General features: G+C 60.1%; 24 protein-coding genes. 6 read left to right on the top strand and 18 right to left on the bottom strand.

Going from position 1 to position 22,508, the window contains the following annotated elements; translation table 11 throughout:
* The first annotated feature begins 116 nt into the window (after positions 1-116).
* Positions 117-308: a hypothetical protein gene (locus JNB91_RS00675; protein ID WP_220323591.1), complete on the top strand. Its 192-nt coding sequence runs from the start codon at positions 117-119 to the stop codon at positions 306-308.
* Positions 309-347: 39 nt separating this feature from the next.
* On the opposite strand, the gene JNB91_RS00670 is transcribed toward JNB91_RS00675, so the two are convergent.
* From JNB91_RS00670 to urtA, 18 genes are all read right to left on the bottom strand, one after another.
* Positions 348-1,019 carry an urease accessory protein UreF gene (locus JNB91_RS00670; protein WP_220323887.1) on the bottom strand — a complete coding sequence of 224 codons (672 nt, stop codon included), beginning with the start codon at positions 1,017-1,019 and terminating at the stop codon, positions 348-350.
* A gap of 54 nt (positions 1,020-1,073) precedes the next feature.
* Positions 1,074-1,571: an urease accessory protein UreE gene (gene ureE / locus JNB91_RS00665; protein WP_220323590.1), complete on the bottom strand. Its 498-nt coding sequence runs from the start codon at positions 1,569-1,571 to the stop codon at positions 1,074-1,076.
* A gap of 135 nt (positions 1,572-1,706) precedes the next feature.
* Positions 1,707-2,249, bottom strand: coding sequence for a peroxiredoxin (locus JNB91_RS00660; protein WP_220323589.1), 543 nt, complete (start codon positions 2,247-2,249; stop codon positions 1,707-1,709).
* A gap of 254 nt (positions 2,250-2,503) precedes the next feature.
* Positions 2,504-3,331, bottom strand: coding sequence for a D-hexose-6-phosphate mutarotase (locus JNB91_RS00655; protein WP_220323588.1), 828 nt, complete (start codon positions 3,329-3,331; stop codon positions 2,504-2,506).
* A 661-nt stretch (positions 3,332-3,992) separates the two neighbouring features.
* Entirely contained in the window at positions 3,993-4,433 is a 441-nt protein-coding gene (locus JNB91_RS00650; RefSeq protein WP_220323587.1) for a GNAT family N-acetyltransferase, read from the bottom strand.
* A 6-nt stretch (positions 4,434-4,439) separates the two neighbouring features.
* Positions 4,440-6,149, bottom strand: coding sequence for an urease subunit alpha (gene ureC, locus JNB91_RS00645; RefSeq protein ID WP_220323586.1), 1,710 nt, complete (start codon positions 6,147-6,149; stop codon positions 4,440-4,442).
* Positions 6,150-6,221: 72 nt separating this feature from the next.
* A complete protein-coding gene (locus tag JNB91_RS00640) occupies positions 6,222-6,614 on the bottom strand; it encodes a lysozyme inhibitor LprI family protein (protein ID WP_223218014.1) in 393 nt (130 codons plus the stop codon).
* Positions 6,615-6,641: 27 nt separating this feature from the next.
* Entirely contained in the window at positions 6,642-7,001 is a 360-nt protein-coding gene (locus tag JNB91_RS00635; RefSeq protein WP_220323584.1) for a GFA family protein, read from the bottom strand.
* 1 nt (position 7,002) lies between these two features.
* Positions 7,003-7,308, bottom strand: a complete 306-nt coding sequence (locus tag JNB91_RS00630) for an urease subunit beta (RefSeq protein WP_220323583.1) — start codon at positions 7,306-7,308, stop codon at positions 7,003-7,005.
* Positions 7,309-7,319: 11 nt separating this feature from the next.
* A complete protein-coding gene (locus tag JNB91_RS00625) occupies positions 7,320-7,583 on the bottom strand; it encodes a DUF1272 domain-containing protein (protein WP_220323582.1) in 264 nt (87 codons plus the stop codon).
* 10 nt (positions 7,584-7,593) lie between these two features.
* Complete coding sequence (locus JNB91_RS00620) at positions 7,594-7,896, bottom strand: urease subunit gamma (protein WP_220323581.1); 303 nt, start codon at positions 7,894-7,896, stop codon at positions 7,594-7,596.
* 33 nt (positions 7,897-7,929) lie between these two features.
* On the bottom strand, positions 7,930-8,751 hold the full coding sequence (locus JNB91_RS00615) for an urease accessory protein UreD (RefSeq protein WP_220323580.1): 822 nt from the start codon (positions 8,749-8,751) through the stop codon (positions 7,930-7,932).
* Complete coding sequence (locus JNB91_RS00610) at positions 8,688-9,920, bottom strand: CE1 family esterase (protein WP_220323579.1); 1,233 nt, start codon at positions 9,918-9,920, stop codon at positions 8,688-8,690. Before JNB91_RS00610 ends, JNB91_RS00615 begins: the two co-directional genes overlap by 64 nt.
* A 128-nt stretch (positions 9,921-10,048) precedes the next feature.
* Positions 10,049-10,744 carry an urea ABC transporter ATP-binding subunit UrtE gene (urtE, locus tag JNB91_RS00605; protein WP_220323578.1) on the bottom strand — a complete coding sequence of 232 codons (696 nt, stop codon included), beginning with the start codon at positions 10,742-10,744 and terminating at the stop codon, positions 10,049-10,051.
* 265 nt (positions 10,745-11,009) lie between these two features.
* A complete protein-coding gene (gene urtD / locus JNB91_RS00600) occupies positions 11,010-11,771 on the bottom strand; it encodes an urea ABC transporter ATP-binding protein UrtD (RefSeq protein ID WP_220323577.1) in 762 nt (253 codons plus the stop codon).
* A 4-nt stretch (positions 11,772-11,775) separates the two neighbouring features.
* Positions 11,776-12,951: an urea ABC transporter permease subunit UrtC gene (urtC, locus tag JNB91_RS00595; protein ID WP_220323576.1), complete on the bottom strand. Its 1,176-nt coding sequence runs from the start codon at positions 12,949-12,951 to the stop codon at positions 11,776-11,778.
* A complete protein-coding gene (urtB, locus tag JNB91_RS00590) occupies positions 12,948-14,555 on the bottom strand; it encodes an urea ABC transporter permease subunit UrtB (RefSeq protein ID WP_220323575.1) in 1,608 nt (535 codons plus the stop codon). The genes urtC and urtB overlap by 4 nt, the downstream gene beginning before the upstream one ends.
* 247 nt (positions 14,556-14,802) lie before the next feature.
* Complete coding sequence (urtA, locus tag JNB91_RS00585; protein WP_220323574.1) at positions 14,803-16,092, bottom strand: urea ABC transporter substrate-binding protein; 1,290 nt, start codon at positions 16,090-16,092, stop codon at positions 14,803-14,805.
* A 217-nt stretch (positions 16,093-16,309) separates the two neighbouring features.
* Here urtA and JNB91_RS00580 point away from each other — a divergent pair, with 217 nt between their 5' ends.
* The 5 genes from JNB91_RS00580 to JNB91_RS00560 all read left to right on the top strand — a co-directional run bounded on the left by JNB91_RS00580 (position 16,310) and on the right by JNB91_RS00560 (position 22,436).
* Positions 16,310-17,041 carry a DUF1194 domain-containing protein gene (locus JNB91_RS00580; protein WP_220323573.1) on the top strand — a complete coding sequence of 244 codons (732 nt, stop codon included), beginning with the start codon at positions 16,310-16,312 and terminating at the stop codon, positions 17,039-17,041.
* Between the two features lie 95 nt (positions 17,042-17,136).
* Entirely contained in the window at positions 17,137-17,703 is a 567-nt protein-coding gene (locus JNB91_RS00575; RefSeq protein ID WP_220323572.1) for a TetR/AcrR family transcriptional regulator, read from the top strand.
* Positions 17,700-18,044 (top strand): DMT family transporter, encoded by a 345-nt coding sequence (locus tag JNB91_RS00570; protein ID WP_346269232.1) that lies wholly within the window; start codon positions 17,700-17,702, stop codon positions 18,042-18,044. Before JNB91_RS00575 ends, JNB91_RS00570 begins: the two co-directional genes overlap by 4 nt.
* 86 nt (positions 18,045-18,130) lie before the next feature.
* On the top strand, positions 18,131-21,517 hold the full coding sequence (locus tag JNB91_RS00565) for a hybrid sensor histidine kinase/response regulator (protein WP_220323571.1): 3,387 nt from the start codon (positions 18,131-18,133) through the stop codon (positions 21,515-21,517).
* Positions 21,510-22,436, top strand: a complete 927-nt coding sequence (locus JNB91_RS00560; protein ID WP_220323570.1) for a response regulator — start codon at positions 21,510-21,512, stop codon at positions 22,434-22,436. Before JNB91_RS00565 ends, JNB91_RS00560 begins: the two co-directional genes overlap by 8 nt.
* Positions 22,437-22,508 lie beyond the last annotated feature (72 nt).

Here is a 22,508-nt window from a genome sequence, read left to right as displayed (position 1 = left end):
AGAAAACGCGCCATTTAAATTGTGACGGAGCGGCACCACCGTCATAATACGTATTGTAGTTGCATCCTAATATCGCATGCTGAGACAGACCTGAACTGGGAAACGGGGAAATCAGAATGGATTATCAACCGATTGCATCCACATCCGAAGTATTGGAAAAACAACTCGACTGCCAGAAGGCAGCAGAAGCCGCGCTTTCCAGCATGCTAAAAATGCTGGAATCCTATGGTTTTGACCGCACGGAAATGCTTCTGTCGCTGGCAGACGCGATCGACGACGAGATTCTTCTCATCGCACAGGATGACTGAACCAGACCAGCAATAGATGGATGATGCTTCTCTGGCGGCTCAGGATCGAAACAGCCGGGAATGCTGTGTCTCGTGGCGAAGTGATGCGATCTCCGCCTGCACTGTCGCCCCTCCGAGGTCACCGAGGCCTGTAGAAGCCGCCCTTTGCGAAAGGTCGTCTATCACAGCTTCAAGTGCTGCAACGATAGCCACTCCTTCCGCCTGACCGGCAACGCTCAGCCGGATGCCGGCGGAAACGGCCTGTGATACGGCCGCGTGGAGGAATGCAGCCAGCGCCGGCACGCAGGGCACCTCGTGGCTTGCGGCGATTGCGCCCACGGCCACAGGAAACGGCACATCAGCCGGAAGTCGCTCGAACACCGGATGCGGCCATGCGGAAGCAGCAGTAACGAAAGCCTTGCCGAGCGAAAGCGTCTCGCTGAAACGTTCCGATGAGCCTGCAAGTGCCAGCCCCAGCGCCGCCACTTCGCCAATCGTTTTTCTGTCTTCCGCCTGCCGCCAGGCTTCTGAAAACAGCACGGCATCGTTCCACAACGCTCCGCGACGAAGCACGGTCGAGAGCCAGTCTTCAAGATCGCGAGCGTTTGCGACCAGCCCATCGGCAACCGCCCTCTCCAACCCGCCCGACCAGGCAAAACCGCCAATCGGGAAAGCCGGCGAAAGCCACGCCATCAGCCGTAGCAATGCTTTCGTATCCAACGCACCATTCATCGGTTCACTCGCCGCGCGAGCGGAAGGAAGCAGCTTTTCCATCACAGGGCGGGATCAGTCGTGATGATGACCATGGTCATGTCCATGGTGGTCGTGGCCGTGAGAGTGCCCGTGCCCGCCGTGAGAATGATAAGCGCCTCGCGCCGGCTGGAACGGCTCCTCGATATCACTGACATCAGCGCCCAGCCCCTGCAACATGGCCCGGATCACATGATCACGCAGGATCAAAATGCGGCCTTCCTCAATCTGGGCCGAAAGATGCCGGTTACCGAGATGCCAGGCAAGTTCGATCAGATGCAGCGTATCGCGCGCCTTTACCTCGAAAAGCTTCTCCGGTGCCGCCTGCACCTCGACCGTATCGCCATTCTCAAGCATCAGCCGGTCGCCGTGGTGAAAGAGCACCGCTTGCTTCAGGTCGAGCATCACCATGTCCCCGTTCGACAGATGCAGGAGCTTGCGGCGTAGATGCCGCAGGTCATGCGGCAGGCTGACGGTATCGATCGGCGGATCGGAAATCTCGCCGGCGGGACGATAGGAATGGATATGCTGCATGAAGGTTAACCCGTTGAACTGCAAATCTTTGCCATCATTGCCAAAGGTGCAGCGCTGCACAAGGGGTAGTTCTCAGTGGGCAACAAAAAGCCCGGCACGAGGCCGGGCTTGAAGATTTTCAGATCGCATCATGCCTTATTCGGCGGCGACCTTCAGGGCCTTGAGGCTTTCGAGAATGTTCTGCGGCGAGGACGCGCCATAAGGGTCGGTCTCGCAATTGTCGGAATAGCCTTCTTCCTCGAACCACTGCTCGACGACGCCATCGTTGACGATCGCGCCATAACGCCAGGAGCGCATGCCGAAGCCGAGATTGTCCTTGGCGACCAGCATGCCCATTTTGCGGGTGAACTCACCCGAACCGTCCGGAATGACGGTGACGTTTGCAAGGTTCTGGCTCTTGGCCCAGGCATTCATGACGAAAGCATCGTTGACCGACATGCAGTAGATGGCATCGATGCCTTCAGCCTGAAAATCGGGGAACAGCTTTTCGAAGTCGGGAAGCTGGAAGGTCGAGCAGGTCGGGGTGAACGCGCCCGGCAGCGAGAAGAGCACGACGCGCTTGCCGGCAAAATAATCCGCCGAGGTAACGTCCTGCCAGCGGAAGGGGTTCGGGCCGCCAACGGCCTCGTCGCGTACGCGGGTGCGGAAAGTGACGTGCGGAACCTTTTTGCCCAGCATCAATGCCTCCATGAGAATGAACATTCGCCCCGTCCAGGAGCAGATGAGAATGTCTCTAAAATGAATCTTGCCGCAACGCAGCATTCTTCTTGAAAAAATGTCGCACTGCAGGGCAGCTATTCACAGGAAGCAGGGCTACGCGGCGTAGCAGACAGACGAAGCCTGTCGCCACACCGGCAAGTCACCGACGCGATCCGCTACGAAAGCGGCCGGCCGTGGAGTAGATCCAACAAAAGTGGAAACTCTTTCAGCTTCTAGATCTCCTTGATCCGCTGAACACCACGCCATGTTTCACCCGGCGCAAGCGAAATCGGGTGCTCCACGACGGCTGCCTCGATGCAGACGAAATGCCGCCAGGCATCGTCGGGAAGATCAGCGATCGTCGCGCAGCGCTCGGGGCCCGGGTTCCAGACCACAACATCCGGCATGCCCTCGGCGGAAATCCGCAGCTTGCGGCCGCCCTCGTCCAGTATCCGATCTCCCACGGCGTTGTAGTAAACCCGGTCGAGCGGACGGTCGATCGACAGCAGTTCTTCCGTTTCCGTATGAATGGCATTGTCGACGATCTTGTCGAGATAGCGGATATTTTGGAGACCGCTGATCGTTACATCCTTGATCGCATTCACCCGGAAATAGGTGTGAAGCGCCGCGGTGAAGGTAAAACTGGAGGAACCGGTATTGGTCGCCGACAAGGCGATTTCGATGCCGTCATCCTCAAGCATCACCTTCAACTCGGCCTCGAAAGCCTGCGGCCAGATCGCCCGCGTCTCAGCCGTGTCGGTCAGGCGCAATCGGGCAACGGCCGGCTCGTCTGCGCCATCGACCGGCGTCCATGTCTGGTTGCGGAAGAAACCATGCAAGGGGAGATCACCGAGGATCGAGAATTGCGGAAAACAGATCGGCACGCCGCCACGAATGGCGCTGCCCGGCGAGAAATCGGCCCGCTCGGACAGATAGATATTTTCCGTCCCTTTCACAGAGGTAAAGGAAGCCAGATGCGCGCCATGATGCAACACGACAGCCGACGCGCCACCGGGAGAAACAAGGCGCACCACAGCGGGATCTTTTATCAGTGAATTCATAACCGTCCTCTTATCGATAAGCGCCAAGCAAAGCCTCCCGGCGCTCAATTCACAATCGGCTCTTCCTGAACAGGCAAAGAGGCCGCCCTCCACAGGCGGCAAATTACCCTGAACGAAGCCGGAAATCTGGTCGTTGACCTGGAGCAGGCGCCAACCGCGTCAATTCGGCTTGAACAGGCAAATATTCCAGGAGTTTCCGGGTCTATGGGGACGATCCTCACTCCCGCTCCAACAATCCCAACCACTTAGCCGCTCTTTCATCCCCACTCTCCAAACCCGTGCCTAGAATGCTCCCGTCCCGCTTCGGCTACACCGGACCGCATAACCGGCGAAGCGGGACCGGTGATCGGATGCGCCGCCCTTATGCAGGCGGACCGTCTGGGGCCGCGCAGAAAATGGTCTGCCTCTCCTCATCGCAGGGGACGTGCGTGTGTCGCACACATACCGGCCGGCAGTTCGCAAGAACATAAGCCCAGCCGCCGCAGACGGACCGGAGTTGCGCAGAGAAACACACCGAACGGGACACGCCGCGTGTCATTTATAAAATTCAATTCGAGGCACCCGACGTGTCCCGGCCGTCCTCGGGTTAAACCCGAGGATCAAAAAAACGCTCAAGCACCAGGGCGGAATCTGTCGAATAATGTCCTACATGAGGCACGGCTCAAATGGGCTTGCGGAAATACACGACGCGCTCGGTTTCCACAAAGCCCCAGCCCTCATGCGCAAGTTGCGAACCGTTATTGTCGATCGCCGCATCGGAGCAAAGCTCGACAAAACCTTCCGCCGCACAATCTGCCGCTATTATGTCGATAAGCATCCGGCCAACACGGCGGCAACGGTGGTCGGGCGCGATCCAGATACCCTCGAGGAACGGCACCGGCGAACGCGTCGCGCCATTGGCATAATGGCGGATGGAAATCTCGGCAAAGCCGACGGCTTCCTCCCCGTCGGTGAGGGCAAGATAGCCGCGCAGCATCACATCTGTCTCACTCGTCGCGATATCCGCGACATGCTCTTCGACAGATCCCTTCGGCCAGAGCGCATGCCGCAGCTGCGCCCAGTTGGCGTAGTCATTGGCATTGCAGCGCCGGACGGAATACATGGCCAATCAGAACAGGAAATATCGCTGCGCCATCGGCAGCACGGTTGCCGGCTGGCAGGTCAAAAGCTCGCCATCCGCGCGCACTTCATAGGTTTCTGGATCGACCTCCACATGCGGCGTTGCCGAATTGTGGATCATCGACGCCTTGCCGATGCCGCCACGGACGTTCTTCACCGCCACCAGCTTCTTGGCGACGCCCAGCCGCTGTTGAAGACCGCCGTCGAGCGAAGCCTGCGACACGAAAGTGACGGAAGAATTGGTGCGCAGCTTGCCATAGGCCGCAAACATCGGACGGTAATGCATCGGCTGCGGCGTAGGGATCGAGGCGTTCGGATCCCCCATAGGGGCCGCCGCAATCGAGCCGCCGAGCAGCACCATTTCCGGCTTCACGCCGAAGAAGGCCGGGCTCCAGAGCACGAGGTCAGCGCGCTTGCCGACTTCCACCGAGCCGATTTCGTGGGATACGCCATGCGCAATTGCCGGGTTGATCGTGTATTTTGCGATGTAGCGCTTGACGCGAAAGTTGTCGTTGTCGCCGGTCTCGTCCTTCAACTGGCCGCGCTGGCGCTTCATCTTGTCGGCCGTCTGCCACGTGCGGATCGCCACTTCGCCGACCCGGCCCATGGCCTGGCTGTCGGAAGAAATGATCGAGAAGGCGCCGATATCGTGCAGAATGTCTTCCGCCGCGATCGTCTCCTTGCGGATCCGGCTTTCGGCAAAGGCGATATCTTCAGGGATCGACGGCGACAGGTGGTGGCAGACCATCAGCATGTCGAGATGCTCGGCCAGCGTATTGACCGTGTAGGGCCGCGTCGGGTTGGTCGACGACGGGATGACATTCGGATTGCCGCAGACCTTGATGATGTCTGGCGCGTGGCCCCCCCCCGCCCCTTCCGTGTGGAAGGCGTGGATGGTGCGGCCCTTGATGGCGGCAACCGTATCTTCGACGAAGCCGCTTTCGTTCAGCGTATCGGTGTGGATCATCACCTGCACGTCGAATTGATCGGCCACAGTCAGGCAGTTGTCGATCGCAGCCGGCGTCGTGCCCCAATCTTCATGCAGCTTCAGCGAGGAAGCGCCCGCGAGGATCATCTCTTCAAGCGGAGCCGGCAGCGCCGCATTGCCCTTGCCGGCAAGCGCCAGGTTCATCGGAAACGCGTCGAAACTTTCGATCATCCGCTCGATATGCCAGGCACCGGTGCAGGTCGTCGCGAGCGTCCCATGCGCCGGACCAGAACCGCCGCCGAGCATGGTGGTGACGCCCGACATCAAGGCTTCCTCGATCTGCTGCGGGCAGATGTAATGGATATGCGCATCCATGCCACCGGCCGTCAGGATCTTGCCTTCGCCCGCGATCGCTTCGGTGGAAGGGCCGACGATGATCGTCACGCCCGGCTGCGTATCCGGGTTGCCGGCCTTGCCGATGCCATGGATACGGCCGTCCTTCAGGCCCACATCGGCCTTGTAGATGCCGGTATGGTCGATGATCAAAGCATTGGTGATGACGGTATCGACCGCCCCTTCGGCGCGTGTCGCCTGGCTCTGCCCCATCCCATCACGAATGACCTTGCCGCCGCCGAATTTCACCTCTTCGCCATAGGTGGTGAAATCGCGCTCCACCTCGATGAACAATTCGGTATCGGCAAGCCGCACCTTGTCGCCGGTGGTCGGACCGAACATCGAGGCATAGGCGGCACGGGACATCTTGTAGGACATGAATTACCTCAATCCTTCGGGCAATATGAGTTCGGACAAATTCATCGGAATGGCGATAGGCCATTCCAAAAATTACATCATGTTATCGACAAGCGCCTTCAACTCAGCGGTTCGTTTGCGCGTCAGGTCGGCCTCGCACATGGAGATCAGCATCGGCTCCATCGAGCCGCCGCGCGCCTGAAAACCAACGGAAGCACATTGCGCGTCACGATAGGCAAGCCAGGCCCGCTGCGCCTTCACTAATGCCTCTACGCCGCCCTTCAGCTCTGTCGAAGCATCGGCGTCACGCTCCTTCAGCACCCTGCGCGTCACCTGATATTGCGCGTTCAACGCCTTGTCAGCATCCGCCAGATCCTGACCGGCGCAGATCGTCATATCCGCCTGCGTCTGCGGCTCCTCGCAATCCGGCTGAACCTGTTGTGCGGAAGTCGGCGCATCAAGAAGAAGCACGCAACCGCAGAGCATCGGCAGGAGAGCGAGTTTCAGCATCACTCAGGCCGCCGCCCCGTCATAATGGTGTGAGGTCAGCGCCCGCGGATCGACGCCTTCCAGGCAGTTGACATTGACCGCTACCATCGGGGAACCGTCCATCGGAGAGTTGCCATAGGCAAACCCCTCGATGCCGCAGGTCTTGCAGAACAGATGCTGCAGCTTCTTCGTGTTGAACCGGTATTCGGTGAGATTGTCCTCACCGGATTTCAGCGAAAACGCATCAGGCGTCGCAAAGGCCAGAACGCTGCCCAATCGCTGGCAACGCGAGCAGTTGCAGGTCACCGTTTTGTCGAGATCGGCATCGACCTCGAAGGAAACGGCGCCGCACTGGCAGCTGCCGAGATAATGTTTCGTCGCCATCTCAGAGTCCTCCCATGATCTTCTGCTGGAAACCGAAGACGCGGCGCGCGCCTGAAAGCGGGATCAGCGTCACGGATCGGGTCTGGCCCGGTTCGAAACGAACAGCGGTTCCGGCAGGAATATCGAGCCGCATGCCGCGCGCCTTGTCGCGATCGAAGGATAGCCCATTATTGGTCTCGAAGAAATGGTAGTGACTGCCCACCTGTACCGGCCGGTCGCCGGTATTGGAGACGTCGATCGAGATTGTCGGCGCGCCTGCATTCAGTTCGATTTCTCCTGCTGCGGCAATGACTTCGCCCGGAATCATGAATCTCTCCCTTACGCCGTTAAAGCAGTTTGTTGTTTGCAGCCCTCGGCCTTGAGAACCCGCGCGGTCGAAGCCGGATTGCGGACGAGCGCTGCAGCCGGACGGATCGGACGCCGCACAAGCTCACCCGAGCAGTTCGGGCAGAACCCGGAGAGCACATCGGTGACACAGTCGGCGCAGAAGGTGCACTCGAACGTGCAGATCATCGCCTCGCGGCTGTCGGGAGCGAGATCCTTGTCGCAGCATTCGCAGTTCGGACGAAGTTCCAGTGCCATGGCGCGGCCCTTACCGGATAGGTTCGTGAACGGTCACAAGCTTGGTGCCGTCTGGAAACGTCGCCTCTACCTGCACGTCATGGATCATCTCCGGAATGCCTTCCATCACCTGATCGCGGGAAATCACATGCGCGCCGGCTTCCATCAGATCGGCAACGGAGCGGCCATCACGGGCGCCCTCGACGACGAAATCGGTGATCAGCGCGATCGCCTCAGGATAGTTGAGCTTCACGCCGCGCTCCAGCCGGCGGCGGGCAACCATTGCCGCCATGGAAATCAAAAGCTTGTCTTTTTCGCGTGGGGTCAGGTTCATGGAAATCCCGCAATCGGCTTTGGATATGGCAAATCAGATATGCCAGACTTTCGGCACTGGCGCGCCGTTACGCAATACGGAAATTGCCGGTACGAGGATTTTTCTCAGGTCGAAGCCGGTGGGCGCTGCGATGCGGGCAAGCAGCTTGCCGTTCCAGTAGCTTGCGCCACCGGCATTGCCGATGCACTCCCTCAATTTGGGCAGCATCGCTTCGCTTAAAGGACCCGTATGAAAAAGCGTGGCGAAGGCGACCTGACCGGAAAGAACCGCTGCGGCCTGTGCCATCTGCGCAATCTCGCCCTCGAAACGCATCTCTTCGGCATGAATCAGATGCCCATTGCGGCGCACCCGCCAGCGGTCGCGGAAAAACCCGTTGGCGACCGCCTCGCCCATCGCGCGGCGCCCGAGAAGCACGGCTTCGACGGCGAGGAATTCAGCACTTTCGGCAAGATCGACATCGAGGCGGCGGCTGAGCGAGGCCTGGTCGAACAGGATAGTTTCCTGGGGAAGCCAATGGACGGAAGCATTGTCGCCGGCGGTGATATGGGTGGAAACCGAGGCCGTGCCGGACGAGGCCTTGTAGATCTTCTCGTTCGCCTGGGTGGTAACGGACAACTTCGTGGAAGCCGCAGCGGCGACGGACCATTCGATCACGTCGCCGCCCGTCAGTCCCCCTGACGTATTGATGAGGATCGCCTCCATTTCAGGCGAAAAAGTTTCAGGCAGCCGTATTTTTGCGCAGCCTTCCTGAAAGAACTCGTCGAGCCGCGTGCGCCCGCCAAAAGCCTTTGTTACAAGGCGTCCTGAACCCCTTGCCCGCTGCGGCGCATAGTGCTCGACTGGGTATTGCTGCACGACGTACCTTCGATTGCTGCCTGTGTTGCGCAGTCAGAAGCAACGGCTGTGCCAGACTTCGCAGACGCGCTCGACTTTGCCGGTGTTGCAGTCGCAACCACATCCGTCGCGTCGGCCTTGCCGAAGAAGTCCCACATCCGGAAAGCCGGATCAACATTGGCGTCGAAGGCCGGCTGTTTTGCCGGGACGATGGCAGCGACCTTGGTAACGCTTGCAGCGCCATCCTTGGCGGCGGCCATCACGGCTTCCTTGGCGGCAATCGGCTTCGGCCAGTCATGCGTGCCTTTTTCGAAGACATAGGTCGCGATGCGTGCGCCGTTCTTGCAGGTGCCGAGCATCGTGAAGGTCACGCCATCGATCGTCTTCGGATCGCCATTGCCTTTGCAGCCGTCGAGATCGCTCCAGCGCTGGATCGCCGTGTTGAAACCGTATTGCCAATAGGCGGCGCCACCGCCGGCATAGGGGTTCTGGGCATCCTTCTCGCCGGCAAAGGCCATGATCGAGATCGGCTTGGCCGGATTGCAGTTGGCCTTGTCCGGCCCCCACTTGCCGTCGATTTCGACCGGACGGCCGGCGCGCAGCGAATTGACGAAACCGGCACCGGCAAAATCGTCCTGGCCGGAGCAGACATAGGCCGACAGCATGCGCCCGCCGCCGGAATAGCCGGATGCGAAAATGCGGTTCGGATCGACGCAGAAATCTTCCTTCACCTCATCGACGGCATCGTCGATGAAGGCGATCTCGTCTAGACCGCCGGCGGAGCCGGTCGGGATGATCGCCTTGGAGACCTCGACGCCCGGAACATTCCAGGCGAAGGTACCCGCCACCTTGCCCGGCAGGCTGCCCTGCAGCGCCACGGCGATGAAACCGTTCTTTTCCGCAACCTTGTCCCAGGAGGAACGGGTCAGCTGACCATCGGGATTGCTGTTACTGCCGTGAAAATCGAACACGACGGCAACCTTGTCTCTGCCGGTATAGGAAGACGGGACGTAATAGACTGCCTGGCGCTCAACACCATCGCTCTCGATCGTCATGGCATGACGACCCGGCGTCATGGATTGGCCGCAGCCGGCAAAGGCCGCACCGGCGGCCAGGAAAAACGCTCCAGTCGCAGTCAGGCGAACAAGAGCGGAGCGGGAACGGTGACCAGGAATGCATGCAAAGACCATCAGCGCCTCATCATGGGGTGCGGGTTGTCATCGATGTTCGGAGATGTCGTTCATCTGCCGTTCATCTAGCATACAGGTTCAGGTATTGAAACAGCGTCAATGAATAGAAGCCATGCAAACATTCACCATTAAACTGTTAGATGCCGCCTTGCTTCTGCCGTATCCAAGGTTTCGGCGGGGCCTTGATGCACAATCTCGCCACGATCCATGATGTAGACTTGATCAGCAAGCTCGCGGCAGAAGTCGAGATACTGCTCGACGAGCAGGATGGCCATGCCGGTTGAATCGCGCAAATAGCGGATCGCCCGGCCGATATCCTTGATGATCGACGGCTGGATGCCTTCGGTCGGTTCATCGAGAACCAGGATTTTCGGGCGCGTTACCATGGCTCGGCCGATCGCCAGCTGCTGCTGCTGGCCGCCGGACAGGTCACCGCCACGACGGCCGAGCATGGTTTTCAAGACCGGGAACAGCGAAAAAATCTCATCAGGAATGAAACGATCCTTGCGTGCCAGCGGCGCGTAACCGCTCTGCAGGTTTTCCTGCACGGTCAGCAACGGAAAGATCTCTCGGCCTTGCGGCACATAACCGATGCCGTGTTTGGCGCGGGAATAAGGGGCAAGCCCGTTCAGCATCTCGCCCTGAAAGCTGATCGTGCCGCCGGAAACCGGATGCTGGCCGGTGACAGCGCGGAGCAGCGACGACTTGCCGACACCGTTGCGGCCAAGCACGCAGGTGATCTTGCCCATCTCGGCGGTGATCGAGACACCACGCAACGCCTGGGCTGCGCCGTAATGGAGATTGACGTTGTCGACTGTCAGCATGGGGTGCCTCCCTGTTTGCTCAGGAGGGCGGCATTACCCCCCTCTGCCCTGCCGGGCATCTCCCCCACAAGGGGGGAGATCGGAAGGAGGCAATAACTCGCCCCCTGTTGAAGGTTGAGTGAAGGCCGGACGTGATCCTGCAAGAAAATCGAAGCCGAAAAAGATGCCAGCTTGAGGCAGAAGGCACGCTCCCAGCTGATCTCCCCCCTTGTGGGGGAGATGGCCGGCAGGCCAGAGGGGGGTATCACAGCCGCTGAGTTCACCATCACCGCCCCAGATAATTCTCGATCACCTTCGGATCGCTGGACACGAAATCGATCGAGCCTTCGGCCAGTACCGAACCTTCCGCGAGACATGTAACCTTCACGCCGAGATCGCGGATGAAGCCCATGTCGTGTTCGACGACGACGACCGAGCGCGTCTTGGCAATCTCGCGTAGAAGCACCGCCGTCTCGGCCGTCTCTGCATCGGTCATCCCGGCCACCGGCTCGTCGACCAGGAGCAGCTTCGGCTCCTGCGCCAGCAGCATGCCGATCTCCAGCCACTGTTTTTGCCCGTGCGAAAGGTTGGCGGCATATTCGTCCTTTCGATGCGTCATGCGGATCGTGACGAGTATTTCCTCGATGCGAGCTTTGTCTTCTGCCGTCAGCGTGTAGAACAACGTCGCAAACACGCCGCGGGAGCGGTTGAGCGCCAGTTCCAGATTGTCCCAGACGGTGTGGCTTTCGAAAACGGTCGGCTTCTGGAATTTGCGGCCGATGCCGAGCTGGGCGATATCGGCCTCGTCCTTTTTCGTCAGGTCGATCGTATCCTCGAAGATCACCTTTCCTGTATCAGGTCTCGTCTTGCCGGTGATGATGTCCATCATCGTCGTCTTGCCGGCGCCGTTCGGGCCGATGATGGCGCGCAACTCGCCCGGCTCGACCACGAGCGACAGCGAGTTGATCGCCTTGAACCCGTCGAAGGAGACGGAGACGTCTTCAAGATAGAGAAGGCTTTTGGTGCGGGTTTCCGAGATCGTGTTCATGATGTCACTCCGCTGCCTGGACCTGTTGCACGGTAGGTGCTGCGCCGGCATCCCTGCCCTTTTCCGCATCCGCTGCCGCCTTCAAGGCCTTGCGGGCGTTCCAGCCGTGCTGGATCGTGCCAACAATCCCCTTGGGCAGGAACAGCGTGACGGCAATGAACAGGCCGCCGAGCGCAAACAGCCAGAATTCCGGGAAGGCGCCGGTGAAGAAGCTTTTGCCGGCATTGACGAGGATCGCGCCGATGATCGGGCCGATCAGAGTTCCGCGGCCGCCGACAGCGGTCCAGACCACGACTTCGATCGAATTGGCCGGGGCAAATTCGCCCGGATTGATGATGCCGACCTGCGGCACGAAGAGCGCACCGGCAATGCCGGCAAACATGGCCGAGACGACGAAGGTGAAGAGTTTTATGTTTTCGACACGAAAACCGAGGAAGCGGACCCGGCTTTCCGCGTCGCGCACGCCGACCAGAACCTTGCCGAATTTCGAGCGGGTGATGGCCGAGGCAACGATCAGGCAAAGCGCCAGCATAAAAGCCGACATGGCGAAGAGAACCGCACGCGTGCCGCCGGCCTGGACCTGGAAGCCCAAAATGTCCTTGAAATCGGTCAGGCCGTTATTACCGCCGAAACCCATATCGTTGCGGAAGAAGGCGAGCATCAGTGCATAGGTCATCGCCTGGGTGATGATCGACAGATAGACGCCGTTGACGCGGGACCGGAAGGCGAACCAACCGAAGACGAAGGCGAGCAGGCCGGGCACGATCAGCACCATGGCCATGGCAAACGGGAACATGTCCAATCCGTACCAGAACCACGGCAATTCCTTCCAGTTGAGGAAGACCATGAAATCCGGCAGGTCGGGATTGCCGTAGACGCCGCGGGAGCCGATCTGGCGCATCAGATACATGCCCATCGCATAACCGCCAAGCGCGAAGAAGGCGCCGTGGCCGAGCGAGAGGATGCCGCAATAGCCCCAGACGAGATCGAGCGCCAGCGCCAGAAGCGCATAGCAGAGATACTTGCCCATCAGCGCCATGACATAGGTCGGGATATGGAAGGCGCTGTCCGGCGGCGTCAGGAGATTGAGCGCCGGCACGATGATGGCGACGGCGAGCAGAATGCCGACGGCGATGACGATCTTGCCTTCGAGGGCACGCAGGATGAAGCCGGTAATCATGCTTCCACCGCCCTTCCCTTGAGCGCGAAGAGACCGCGCGGACGTTTCTGGATGAAGAGGATGATGAGAACGAGCACGAGGATCTTTCCGAGCACGGCACCGACGGAGGGTTCGAGGAACTTGTTGAGGATGCCGAGCGAAAGCGCCCCGACCAGCGTGCCCCAGAGATTGCCGACCCCGCCGAAGACCACGACCATGAATGAGTCGATGATGTAGCTCTGGCCGAGATTGGGAGAGACGTTGTCGATCTGGGAAAGCGCCACGCCGGCAATGCCCGCGATGCCCGATCCGAGCGCGAAGGTGAGCGCGTCGACCCAAGGGGTGCGGATGCCCATCGAAGACGCCATGCGGCGGTTCTGGGTGACGGCGCGCATGTTGAGGCCGTAGGCGGTCTTTTTCATCACGAAGAGAAGCGCGAAGAAGATCGTCAATGAGAAGACGATGATCCACATCCGATTATAGGTGATCGTCATGCCGCCGAGCGGGAAGGAACCGGACATCCAGGAGGGATTGCCGACTTCCTGATTGGTCGGGCCGAAGATCGTGCGGATCGCCTGCTGCAGGATGAGCGACACGCCCCAGGTGGCCAGCAGCGTTTCGAGCGGCCGGCCGTAGAGAAAACGGATGACGCCGCGCTCGATGACGAAGCCGACGGCTCCCGTGACGAGGAAGGCGACGGGAAGCGCTATCGCCAGCGACCAGTCGAACAGGCCGGGCGCGTTTTCGCGGATCACCTGCTGCACCATGAAGGTGGAATAGGCGCCGAGCATGACCATTTCGCCATGCGCCATGTTGATGATGCCCATGACGCCGAAGGTGATGGCAAGGCCGATGGCGGCAAGCAGTAGCACGGAGCCGAGCGACATGCCGTACCAGACGTTCTGGGCGAGGTTCCAGAGCTGCTGTTCGTTCTGGATCGAGGCGATCGCCGCATCGAGATCGGGCTTGAGGCCGGGGTCGATCGTACCTGAAACGGAGTTCAGGACGCCGAGCCCTGAAGCGCCGAGACCGGCGATGGTTTCGATTGCCGCACGCTTTTCATCGACGGAACGATCGGAGGAGAGGAGTGACACGGCGCGCGCCTCTTCCATGCGGGCCTTCACTTCGCCGTCGGTTTCCTTGACGAGTGCGGCCTCGACCAGTTCGAGTGCTTCGGCGCTCGGAGCACGCAGTATGGCATCGGCGGCGGAAAGGCGCGCTCCACGATCCGGGCTCATCAGCGTCAATCCGCCGAGAGCCGCGCGGATGGCGCGGCGTAGATTGTTGTTGACCTTGATCTTAGTGACGGCACTCTTGGCCACCTGGCCGGCGCTCTCACCGGTGACCGGGTCGATCAGCTCAAGCTGCGAGCCGGCAGCCTTGGCGGCAAACACCGCCTTGTCGGACTTGCGGAAATAGAGATCGCCCTCGGAAAAGGCGTTCAGCGCTGGAACAACGCGCGGGTTCCCGGTCGCGGCGATTTCAGCGACGAGCTTTTCCGCAGCATTGAAGTTGGCATCGGCCAGCTGGTTAAACAGTGGCTTGGGGTCGGTGCCTTGTGCGAAAGCGGCACAGGCGAAAAGCAAGAAGGCGACAAAGGCCCCGGAAAAAATTCTAAAGGTCATGATGTGGCCCATCTCCGTCGACGTTTCCGCCGCAGATCCCCTCACTTGCGATTTCTAACACTTAGCTGCGCTAAGATGTTGAAATCGCTTTCTCTCCCACAAAGGGGAGAGATACTGGCGGGTGCGGCACCCTCGGCGCCTACCTCTCCCCTTGTGGGAGAGGTTACAAAATCAAGATCTTAGCCAAAGGCTAAGTCTTAGATTTTGTTGGTGAGGGGGTAAGCCCCCACCAACAAGAGGATGCCTATCAGCTACCCTTGCCGCCGCATTTGCCGGTGGCGACGTTGAAGTTGCCGCATTCCATCGGCTTGCGCCAATCGGAGATCAGGTCTTTGGAATCCGGCAGGTAATCCGACCATTCGTCACCGACGACGGCTGCGGTTTCCTGCACCACTTCGAACTGGCCGTCGGCCTGGATTTCACCGATCAGCACTGGCTTGGTGATGTGATGGTTCGGCATGACGGTGGAGGTGCCGCCCGAGAGGTTCGGGACGGAAACGCCGATGATCGAGTCGAGAACAGCGTCCGTCTCGGTCGTGCCGGCAGCTTCGACGGCCTTTACCCAGGCGTTGAAGCCGATATAGGCGGCTTCCATCGGGTCGTTGGTGACGCGCTTGTCGTTCTTCGTGTAGGCATGCCAGGTCTTGATGAACTCGGCATTGACCGGTGCATCGACGGACTGGAAATAGTTCCAGGCGGCGAGATGGCCGACGAGCGGCGCGGTGTCGAGGCCGGCGAGTTCTTCTTCACCGACGGAGAAGGCGACGACCGGAATGTCTTCGGCCTTGATGCCCTGGTTGCCGAGTTCCTTGTAGAAGGGAACGTTGGCGTCGCCGTTGATGGTGGAGACGACGGCGGTCTTCTTGCCGGCGGAGCCGAACTTCTTGATGTCGGAGACGATCGTCTGCCAGTCGGAATGACCGAACGGCGTGTAGTTGATCATGATGTCCTCTTCCGCGACGCCCTTGGACATCAGGTAGGCCTTCAGGATCTTGTTGGTCGTCTGCGGATAGACATAGTCGGTGCCGGCGAGAACCCAACGCTCGACGCCTTCGGTCTCAGCCAGATAATCGACGGCCGGGATGGCCTGCTGGTTCGGGGCGGCACCCGTGTAGAAGATGTTGCGCGAGGATTCTTCACCCTCATACTGAACCGGATAGAAGAGGATCGAATTCAGCTCTTCGAAGACCGGCAGAACGGACTTGCGCGAAGACGAGGTCCAGCAACCGAATACGGCGGCGACCTTGTCCTGGGAGATCAACTGGCGGGCCTTTTCGGCAAACAGCGGCCAGTCGGAAGCCGGGTCGACGACGACGGCTTCGAGCTTCTTGCCCAGCACGCCGCCCTTCTTGTTCTGCTCTTCGACGAGCATCAGCATGGCGTCTTTCAGCGTCGTTTCCGAAATCGCCATCGTGCCGGAGAGCGAGTGAAGAACGCCGATCTTGATCGTGTCGTCGGCCGCGAATGCGCCGTGGAAAGCGGTGGTGGAAAGTGCGGCAGCCAGCAGTGCTCCGCCCAGTTTCGCCTTGAAGCTCATAGGATCAAACCCCCTCTTTATTGGTTTCTTGGCACAACGGTGACGTTGACCGTTGCCTGAGGGGACTATCGGGCGCTGGACTGCAAAACCACATACGCAAAATGACGTAGGCAGCGGGGGCAAAGCTGCAGCTGTGATGAAGGCCAGACGGATTTCGTCATAGGCGCGTATTTCAATCTATGCTAAAACGCCTCGATCGAGAGGGCTGGAGGGCGAGATGTCTCGATGGGGGAAGGCAGCGTCACTGGCGCTGTGCATTTTTGCGTGCGGAGAGGCATCGGCAGAGCCGCTGACTTGCGCCGATGTGGCGCTGGTGCTGGCGATCGATGGATCGGGCAGCGTGACCGACACGGAATTCCAGTTTCAGAAATCGGCGATCGCCGCGGCCTTTCGCGACGAGAGCGTGAAATCCGCCATGCGCCAAGCGGGCACCGTGGCACTCGCCGCGGTCTTCTGGGGCGATGGCGAGTTCCCGACACAGGATCTCGGCTGGTTCATCGTGCCGCACGGTTTTGAAGCCGAGGATTTCGCTCGCCAACTCGAAAGGACCGAACGGCATGTCTATGGCGACACCAATATCGGCAGCGGCCTCTGGTCGGCACTCGACATGCTCTCCGATCAGCGATTATGCACCCATCGCGCCTTGATCAATCTCTCCGGCGACGGACGGGAAACGACGGCCCCGAAGCGTCGCCTGCGGGCGACACTCTATCAGGCCCGGTTGCGCGCCATGCGGATGGGCGTGACGATCAACGCACTCGCCATAACCAGCGACGACGAAGCACTCGCCTCCTATTATACCCGATCCGTTGTCAACGGCACCGGCGGCTTTACCATGCAGGTCGCCAATCAGTCGGATTACGCGCTTGCGATCCGCCGCAAGCTGGCGCGCGAACTCTCCCCGCAATTCGTCGCAGATATATCGCCCTCCCGGTCCCTGCCCCACTAGCCTGGATTGGCCGTGTTTTCCTGCAGGCCGGCTTTGCGAAAACGTGATGGCTCAGTCGATTGAAAAACAAACCGACCATCTGGTATGTTTCACCCATGAGTGAATCCCATGAGCGAAAGAAACAGCCCGAGATCGTCCGCCGCGCCCTTCTGGATTGCGCAGCGCAGATCTCGCTCGAACAGGGCCTGCCAGCCATGACGCTGCAGGCCGTGGCCGATGCCGCGCATGTCACCAAGGGCGGGCTTCTGCACCACTTTCCAAACAAGCAGGCTCTTGTTCAGGCAGTATTCCAGGATCTTCTTGAACAACTGGATGCTGAGATCGATGAACTGCTGGCAGAAGACCCGGAGAGCCACGGTCGCTTCACCCGTGCCTATATTCGCGCTTTTGCGACCGCCGAAAGTCAGGGTGCGGCCAATTGGAACGCCCTGCCGCTGTCATCCCTCACAGATCCCGAAATGAAGACCATGTGGTCGCAGTGGTATGCTGCGCGCCTTGAGCGCCACGCTGAAACCGACAGCGGGCCTAATCTCGGGATTGCCCGTTATGCCGCCGACGGTCTCTGGCTCGCCGGTTTTCTCGAATATTCGGGTGTGGAGGCTGAGACGCGCGAAGCGCTGGCTGAACACCTGCTCTCTCTCACATTCAAGGACAAGACGTGAATCCCGCCCTCATCACCTACGGCTCTCTGTTCACCGCCATCGCGCTCGAGGTTGTCGGTACGACACTGCTCCAGCAGAGCCAGCAGTTCACCCGCCTTCTGCCGACGCTCGGCATGGCTCTCTGCTACGGTGCCGCCTTCTTCTTCCTGTCGATCACGCTGCGCGAAATGCCGGTCGGCATTGCCTATGCGCTGTGGAGCGGTTTCGGCATCGTGCTGATTTCGGCAATCGGCGTCGTGCTCTTTCGCCAGTCGTTGGATCTCGCCGCCATCATCGGCCTTGGCTTGATCATCTCGGGCGTGATCGTCGTCAACCTGTTTTCGAAAAGCGTCTCGCACTGAACCCGTTAATTCGGTTGCAAAACCACGCGCCAACACCGAAACTGCCCAATTGACGGTCACTCCTCCCAAGGGATGAAAATTAGGGCATGGCGGCACGGCAGCGGATCATTCCGATCCGGCGAGATTACAATCGCTGGGTCGCGAACCAGACATTGGAAGACTATGCGCTGCGCTTCACCGCCAAAAGCGCACGCAGGTTTTCGTCGAGCCGCATTTCCCACACGGCCATCGGGGCAATCTCATTCCTGGCACTGGAAGCGATCGGCGGCGCGATCACACTCTCTTACGGCACCACCAACGCCTTTTTCGCCATCCTTGCTGCGGCGATCGTCATGCTCATCGTCGGCCTGCCGATCAGCCGTTATGCCATCCGCCATGGCGTCGATATCGACCTTCTCACTCGCGGCGCATCTTTCGGTTATATCGGCTCGACCATCACCTCGCTGATCTATGCGAGCTTCACCTTCATGCTCTTTGCCATCGAGGCCTCGATCATGACGGGCGCGCTGCAGCTCGCCTTCGGCATACCGCTCTGGATCGGCTACATCATCAGCGCGGTGGTGGTGATCCCGCTTGTCATCTACGGCGTGCAGCTGATTTCGCGTTTCCAGCTCATCACCCAGCCCTTCTGGATCGTCCTCAACATCCTGCCCTTCATCTTCATCGCCTTTCTCGACTGGGATAAATTCGATCTCTGGCGCGCCTTTGCCGGCGTCGGCCACTCGAATGCCGAGGTCGGTGGCACTGCCCCCTTCGATCTCGTCGAATTCGGCGCGGCCTCCGCCGTCATCCTGGCGCTGATGCCACAGATCGGCGAGCAGGTGGACTTTCTCCGCTTCCTGCCGCCGGAAGGCATGCGCAAATGGCGCCACAAGCTCGCCGTCTTCCTTGCCGGTCCGGGCTGGGTCGTGGTCGGCGTACCGAAACTTCTCGCCGGCTCCTTCCTCGCCGTGCTGACGCTGTCGACCGGCGTGCCGATCGATGAAGCGGCAGACCCGGCGCATATGTATTTTGCCGCCTTCGGCTACATGATCCCGAACGAGACTGCAGCCCTGCTGCTTATGGCAGCCTTCGTCGTCGTCTCGCAGCTGAAGATCAACGTGATGAACGCCTATGCCGGTTCGCTCGCCTGGTCGAACTTCTTCTCCCGCCTGACCCACAGCCATCCCGGCCGTGTCGTCTGGCTGGTCTTCAACGTGGCGATCGCGCTTCTCCTGATGGAACTCGGCATCTACCGCCTGCTGGAAGAAACGCTTGGCATCTTCTCCATCATCGCGATGAGCTGGCTCTGCACCATTTCCGCCGATCTCTTCGTCAACAAGAAACTTGGCCTTTCGCCACCCGGCATCGAGTTCAAGCGCGCCCATCTCTATGATATCAACCCGGTCGGCCTCGGCGCGATGTTCGGCGCGGCGACGATTGCGCTCGCCGCCCATTTCGGCCTGTTCGGCGAGCTGATGGTGTCGCTAGCCACCTATGTGACGCTGACTGCCTTCGTCATCTCACCGGCCATCGCCTTTGCCACGCGCGGCAAATATTATCTGGCCCGCAAACCCCGCCAAAGCTGGAAGACGCTCGGTTCGATCACCTGTTCGGTCTGCGAACACCCTTTCGAACACGAGGACATGGCCTGGTGCCCGGCCTATGCGGCACCGATCTGTTCGCTCTGCTGTTCGCTCGACAGCCGCTGCCACGACATGTGCAAGCCGCATGCACGCCTCAATACCCAGGTCGGCACCGTCGCCCGCACCTTCCTCTCCGAACATATCATCGCCAGGCTGACGACCCGGCTCGGGCGTTATGCAACGACCGCCGTCGTCTCGATTTCGCTGATGGGCGCGATCCTTGCCATGGTCGGCTATCAGGCGGGCGAAGCGGCACCGGCGAATGCCGAGATCATCTACGGCACGATCTCCATCGTCTTCTTCGTCTTCGCCATCATCGCCGGCATCGTTTCGTGGTTTTATGTTCTCGCCCATGACAGCCGCGTCGTAGCGGAAGAGGAATCCTCGCGCCAGAACACGCTGCTGCTCAAGGAAATCGCCGCCCACAAGAAGACCGATGCCGCGCTGCAGAACGCCAAGGAAAATGCGGAGGCGGCCAACCGCGCCAAAAGCCGCTATGTCGTCGGCCTGAGCCACGAACTGCGCACGCCGCTGAATGCCGTGCTCGGCTATGCACAGATTCTCGAACGCGACGAGACCATCCCTCCCCCGCGCCAGTCGGCGATCAAGGTTATCAAGCGTTCGGCCGACCATCTGTCGGGCCTGATCGACGGGCTGCTGGACATATCGAAAATCGAGGCAGGCCGACTGCAGGTCTATTCCAACGAGATCAACATCCAGGACTTTCTCGACCAGATCGTCGAGATGTTTTCGCTGCAGGCGCAGGCAAAGGGCCTGCAGTTCGAGCACGTTCGCGCAAAAGCTCTGCCACAATATGTGCGCACCGACGAAAAGCGGCTGCGCCAGATCCTCGTCAATCTTCTCTCCAATGCGATAAAATTCACCGACGAAGGCAAGGTCCGTTTCGAAATCGCCTATCGCAGCCAGGTCGCAACCTTCACGATTTCCGACACCGGCCGCGGCATCGCGGAGAAGGATCTCGGGCGCATCTATGAACCCTTCCAGCGCGGTGAGGCGGATAATATCCGCCCCATGCCGGGCCTCGGCCTCGGCCTCACCATTACCCAGCTTCTCACCAACACGCTCGGTGGCGAAATCGCCGTTTCGAGCGTCAAGGACGAAGGCTCCACATTCCGTGTCAGGCTGATGCTGTCGGCCATAGAGCGGCCGAACACGGCACCGGCAGCGGAGCGCAGGATCGTCTCCTATACCGGTCCGCGCCGCACGATCGTTGTTGTCGACGACAATCAGGATCACCGTGACCTGATGCGGGAAGTGCTCACCCCGATGGACTTCGTCGTGCTGACCGCATCCGATGGCCCGGAATGCCTGACGCTGATCGAGGGCGTGAAGCCGGACCTGTTTCTCGTCGATATTTCCATGCCCGGCATGAGCGGCTGGCAGCTTGTCGCGCGTCTGCGCGAGGAAGGGCAGATCGCGCCGGTCATCATGCTTTCGGCCAATATCGGCGACGGCGCGACCGCCGATACCACCGGCGAAGGCCATGACGATACGCTGGCCAAACCGGTCAACCTGCGCCGTCTGGCAGACAAGCTCGCCTCACATCTGGCACTCACCTGGATCTATGACGACGAGAAGCCGCCTGCCCCCGTTTCTGCGGCGAAAAAGCCGGTCAAAAGTCCGGGGACGAGCCATGTTCAGGACTTGTTGCGGCTTGGAGAGATTGGTTACGTGCGAGGGATAGAAGCAAAGCTTGCCGATCTTGCCGCAAACGACACACACCGTCCGTTTGCCGACGAACTGGGCCTCTATCTGAAGGCCTTCGACATGGCCGGCTATATGAAGTTCCTGGAGCGTCTTGAGAAGGAGGAGACGAGCGATGGCTGACACGACGACGCCCCGCGACATCATCCTCCTCGTCGACGACAGCCCCGACGCATTGGGCTTTCTGACCGAAGCGCTGGAACAGTCCGGCTTTTCCGTGCTGATTGCCACATCCGGCCAGTCGGCGCTCAACATCATCGACAAGATCACCCCCGACCTAATCCTTCTCGATGCTGTCATGCCGGGCATGGACGGGTTCGAGACCTGCCGGCGACTGAAGACCAATGCCGGAGTCGCCCAGGTGCCGGTCATCTTCATGACAGGCTTGACGGAAACGGAACATGTCGTCCACGCGCTGGGTTCCGGCGGGGTCGATTATCTGACCAAGCCGATCAATATCGATGAGCTCAGAGCCCGCATCCGCGTCCATCTCGCCAATGCCCGTTCCGCCCAGAGCGCCCGTGTGGCGCTCGATGCCGCCGGTCGCCACCTGCTGGCTGTCAGGGCTGACGGCAGCATCCAGTGGTCGACACCCCAGGCGACCCGGCTGATCAATGCCGCCACCAACAGCGACGATGGACTGGACATGGTTGCCGCGCGTGTCGCCACCTGGATGACGGAGCGCGACCGTCCGGGCTTTTCACGCGAGGCCGCCTTTTTCCTCGACGAGGCGGCGGAAAAGGGACTGCAGCTTTCCTATCTCGGTGGCCTGAGTGCGGACGAGTTTCTCTTCCGCCTGACAGCCAACAATCGTCTCCCCGACACGGAAGTCCTGCGCCAGCATTTTCCGCTGACCGCGCGCGAATCCGATGTCCTTCTCTGGATCGCCAAGGGTAAGTCGAACCGCGATATCGGCGAAATTCTCGGCCTGTCTGCGCGCACGGTCAACAAGCACCTGGAGCAGATCTACGTCAAGCTGGGCGTGGAAAACCGCGCTTCCGCGGCCGTAAGGGCTGCTCACGTGCTGCACGAGGGCAGCTGAACGCGACACCCGATTTCCGTTTTCGCCGTTTGCGCGAGCGAAATCAGAAATGTGCGCATCAGTTACATTCGC

It is taken from the genome of Aliirhizobium wenxiniae (assembly GCF_019511445.1).
Classification (GTDB): domain Bacteria; phylum Pseudomonadota; class Alphaproteobacteria; order Rhizobiales; family Rhizobiaceae; genus Neorhizobium; species Neorhizobium wenxiniae_A.
Note: the sequence above shows the minus strand (reverse complement) of the source record. Positions and strands in the feature narration are given on the sequence as shown.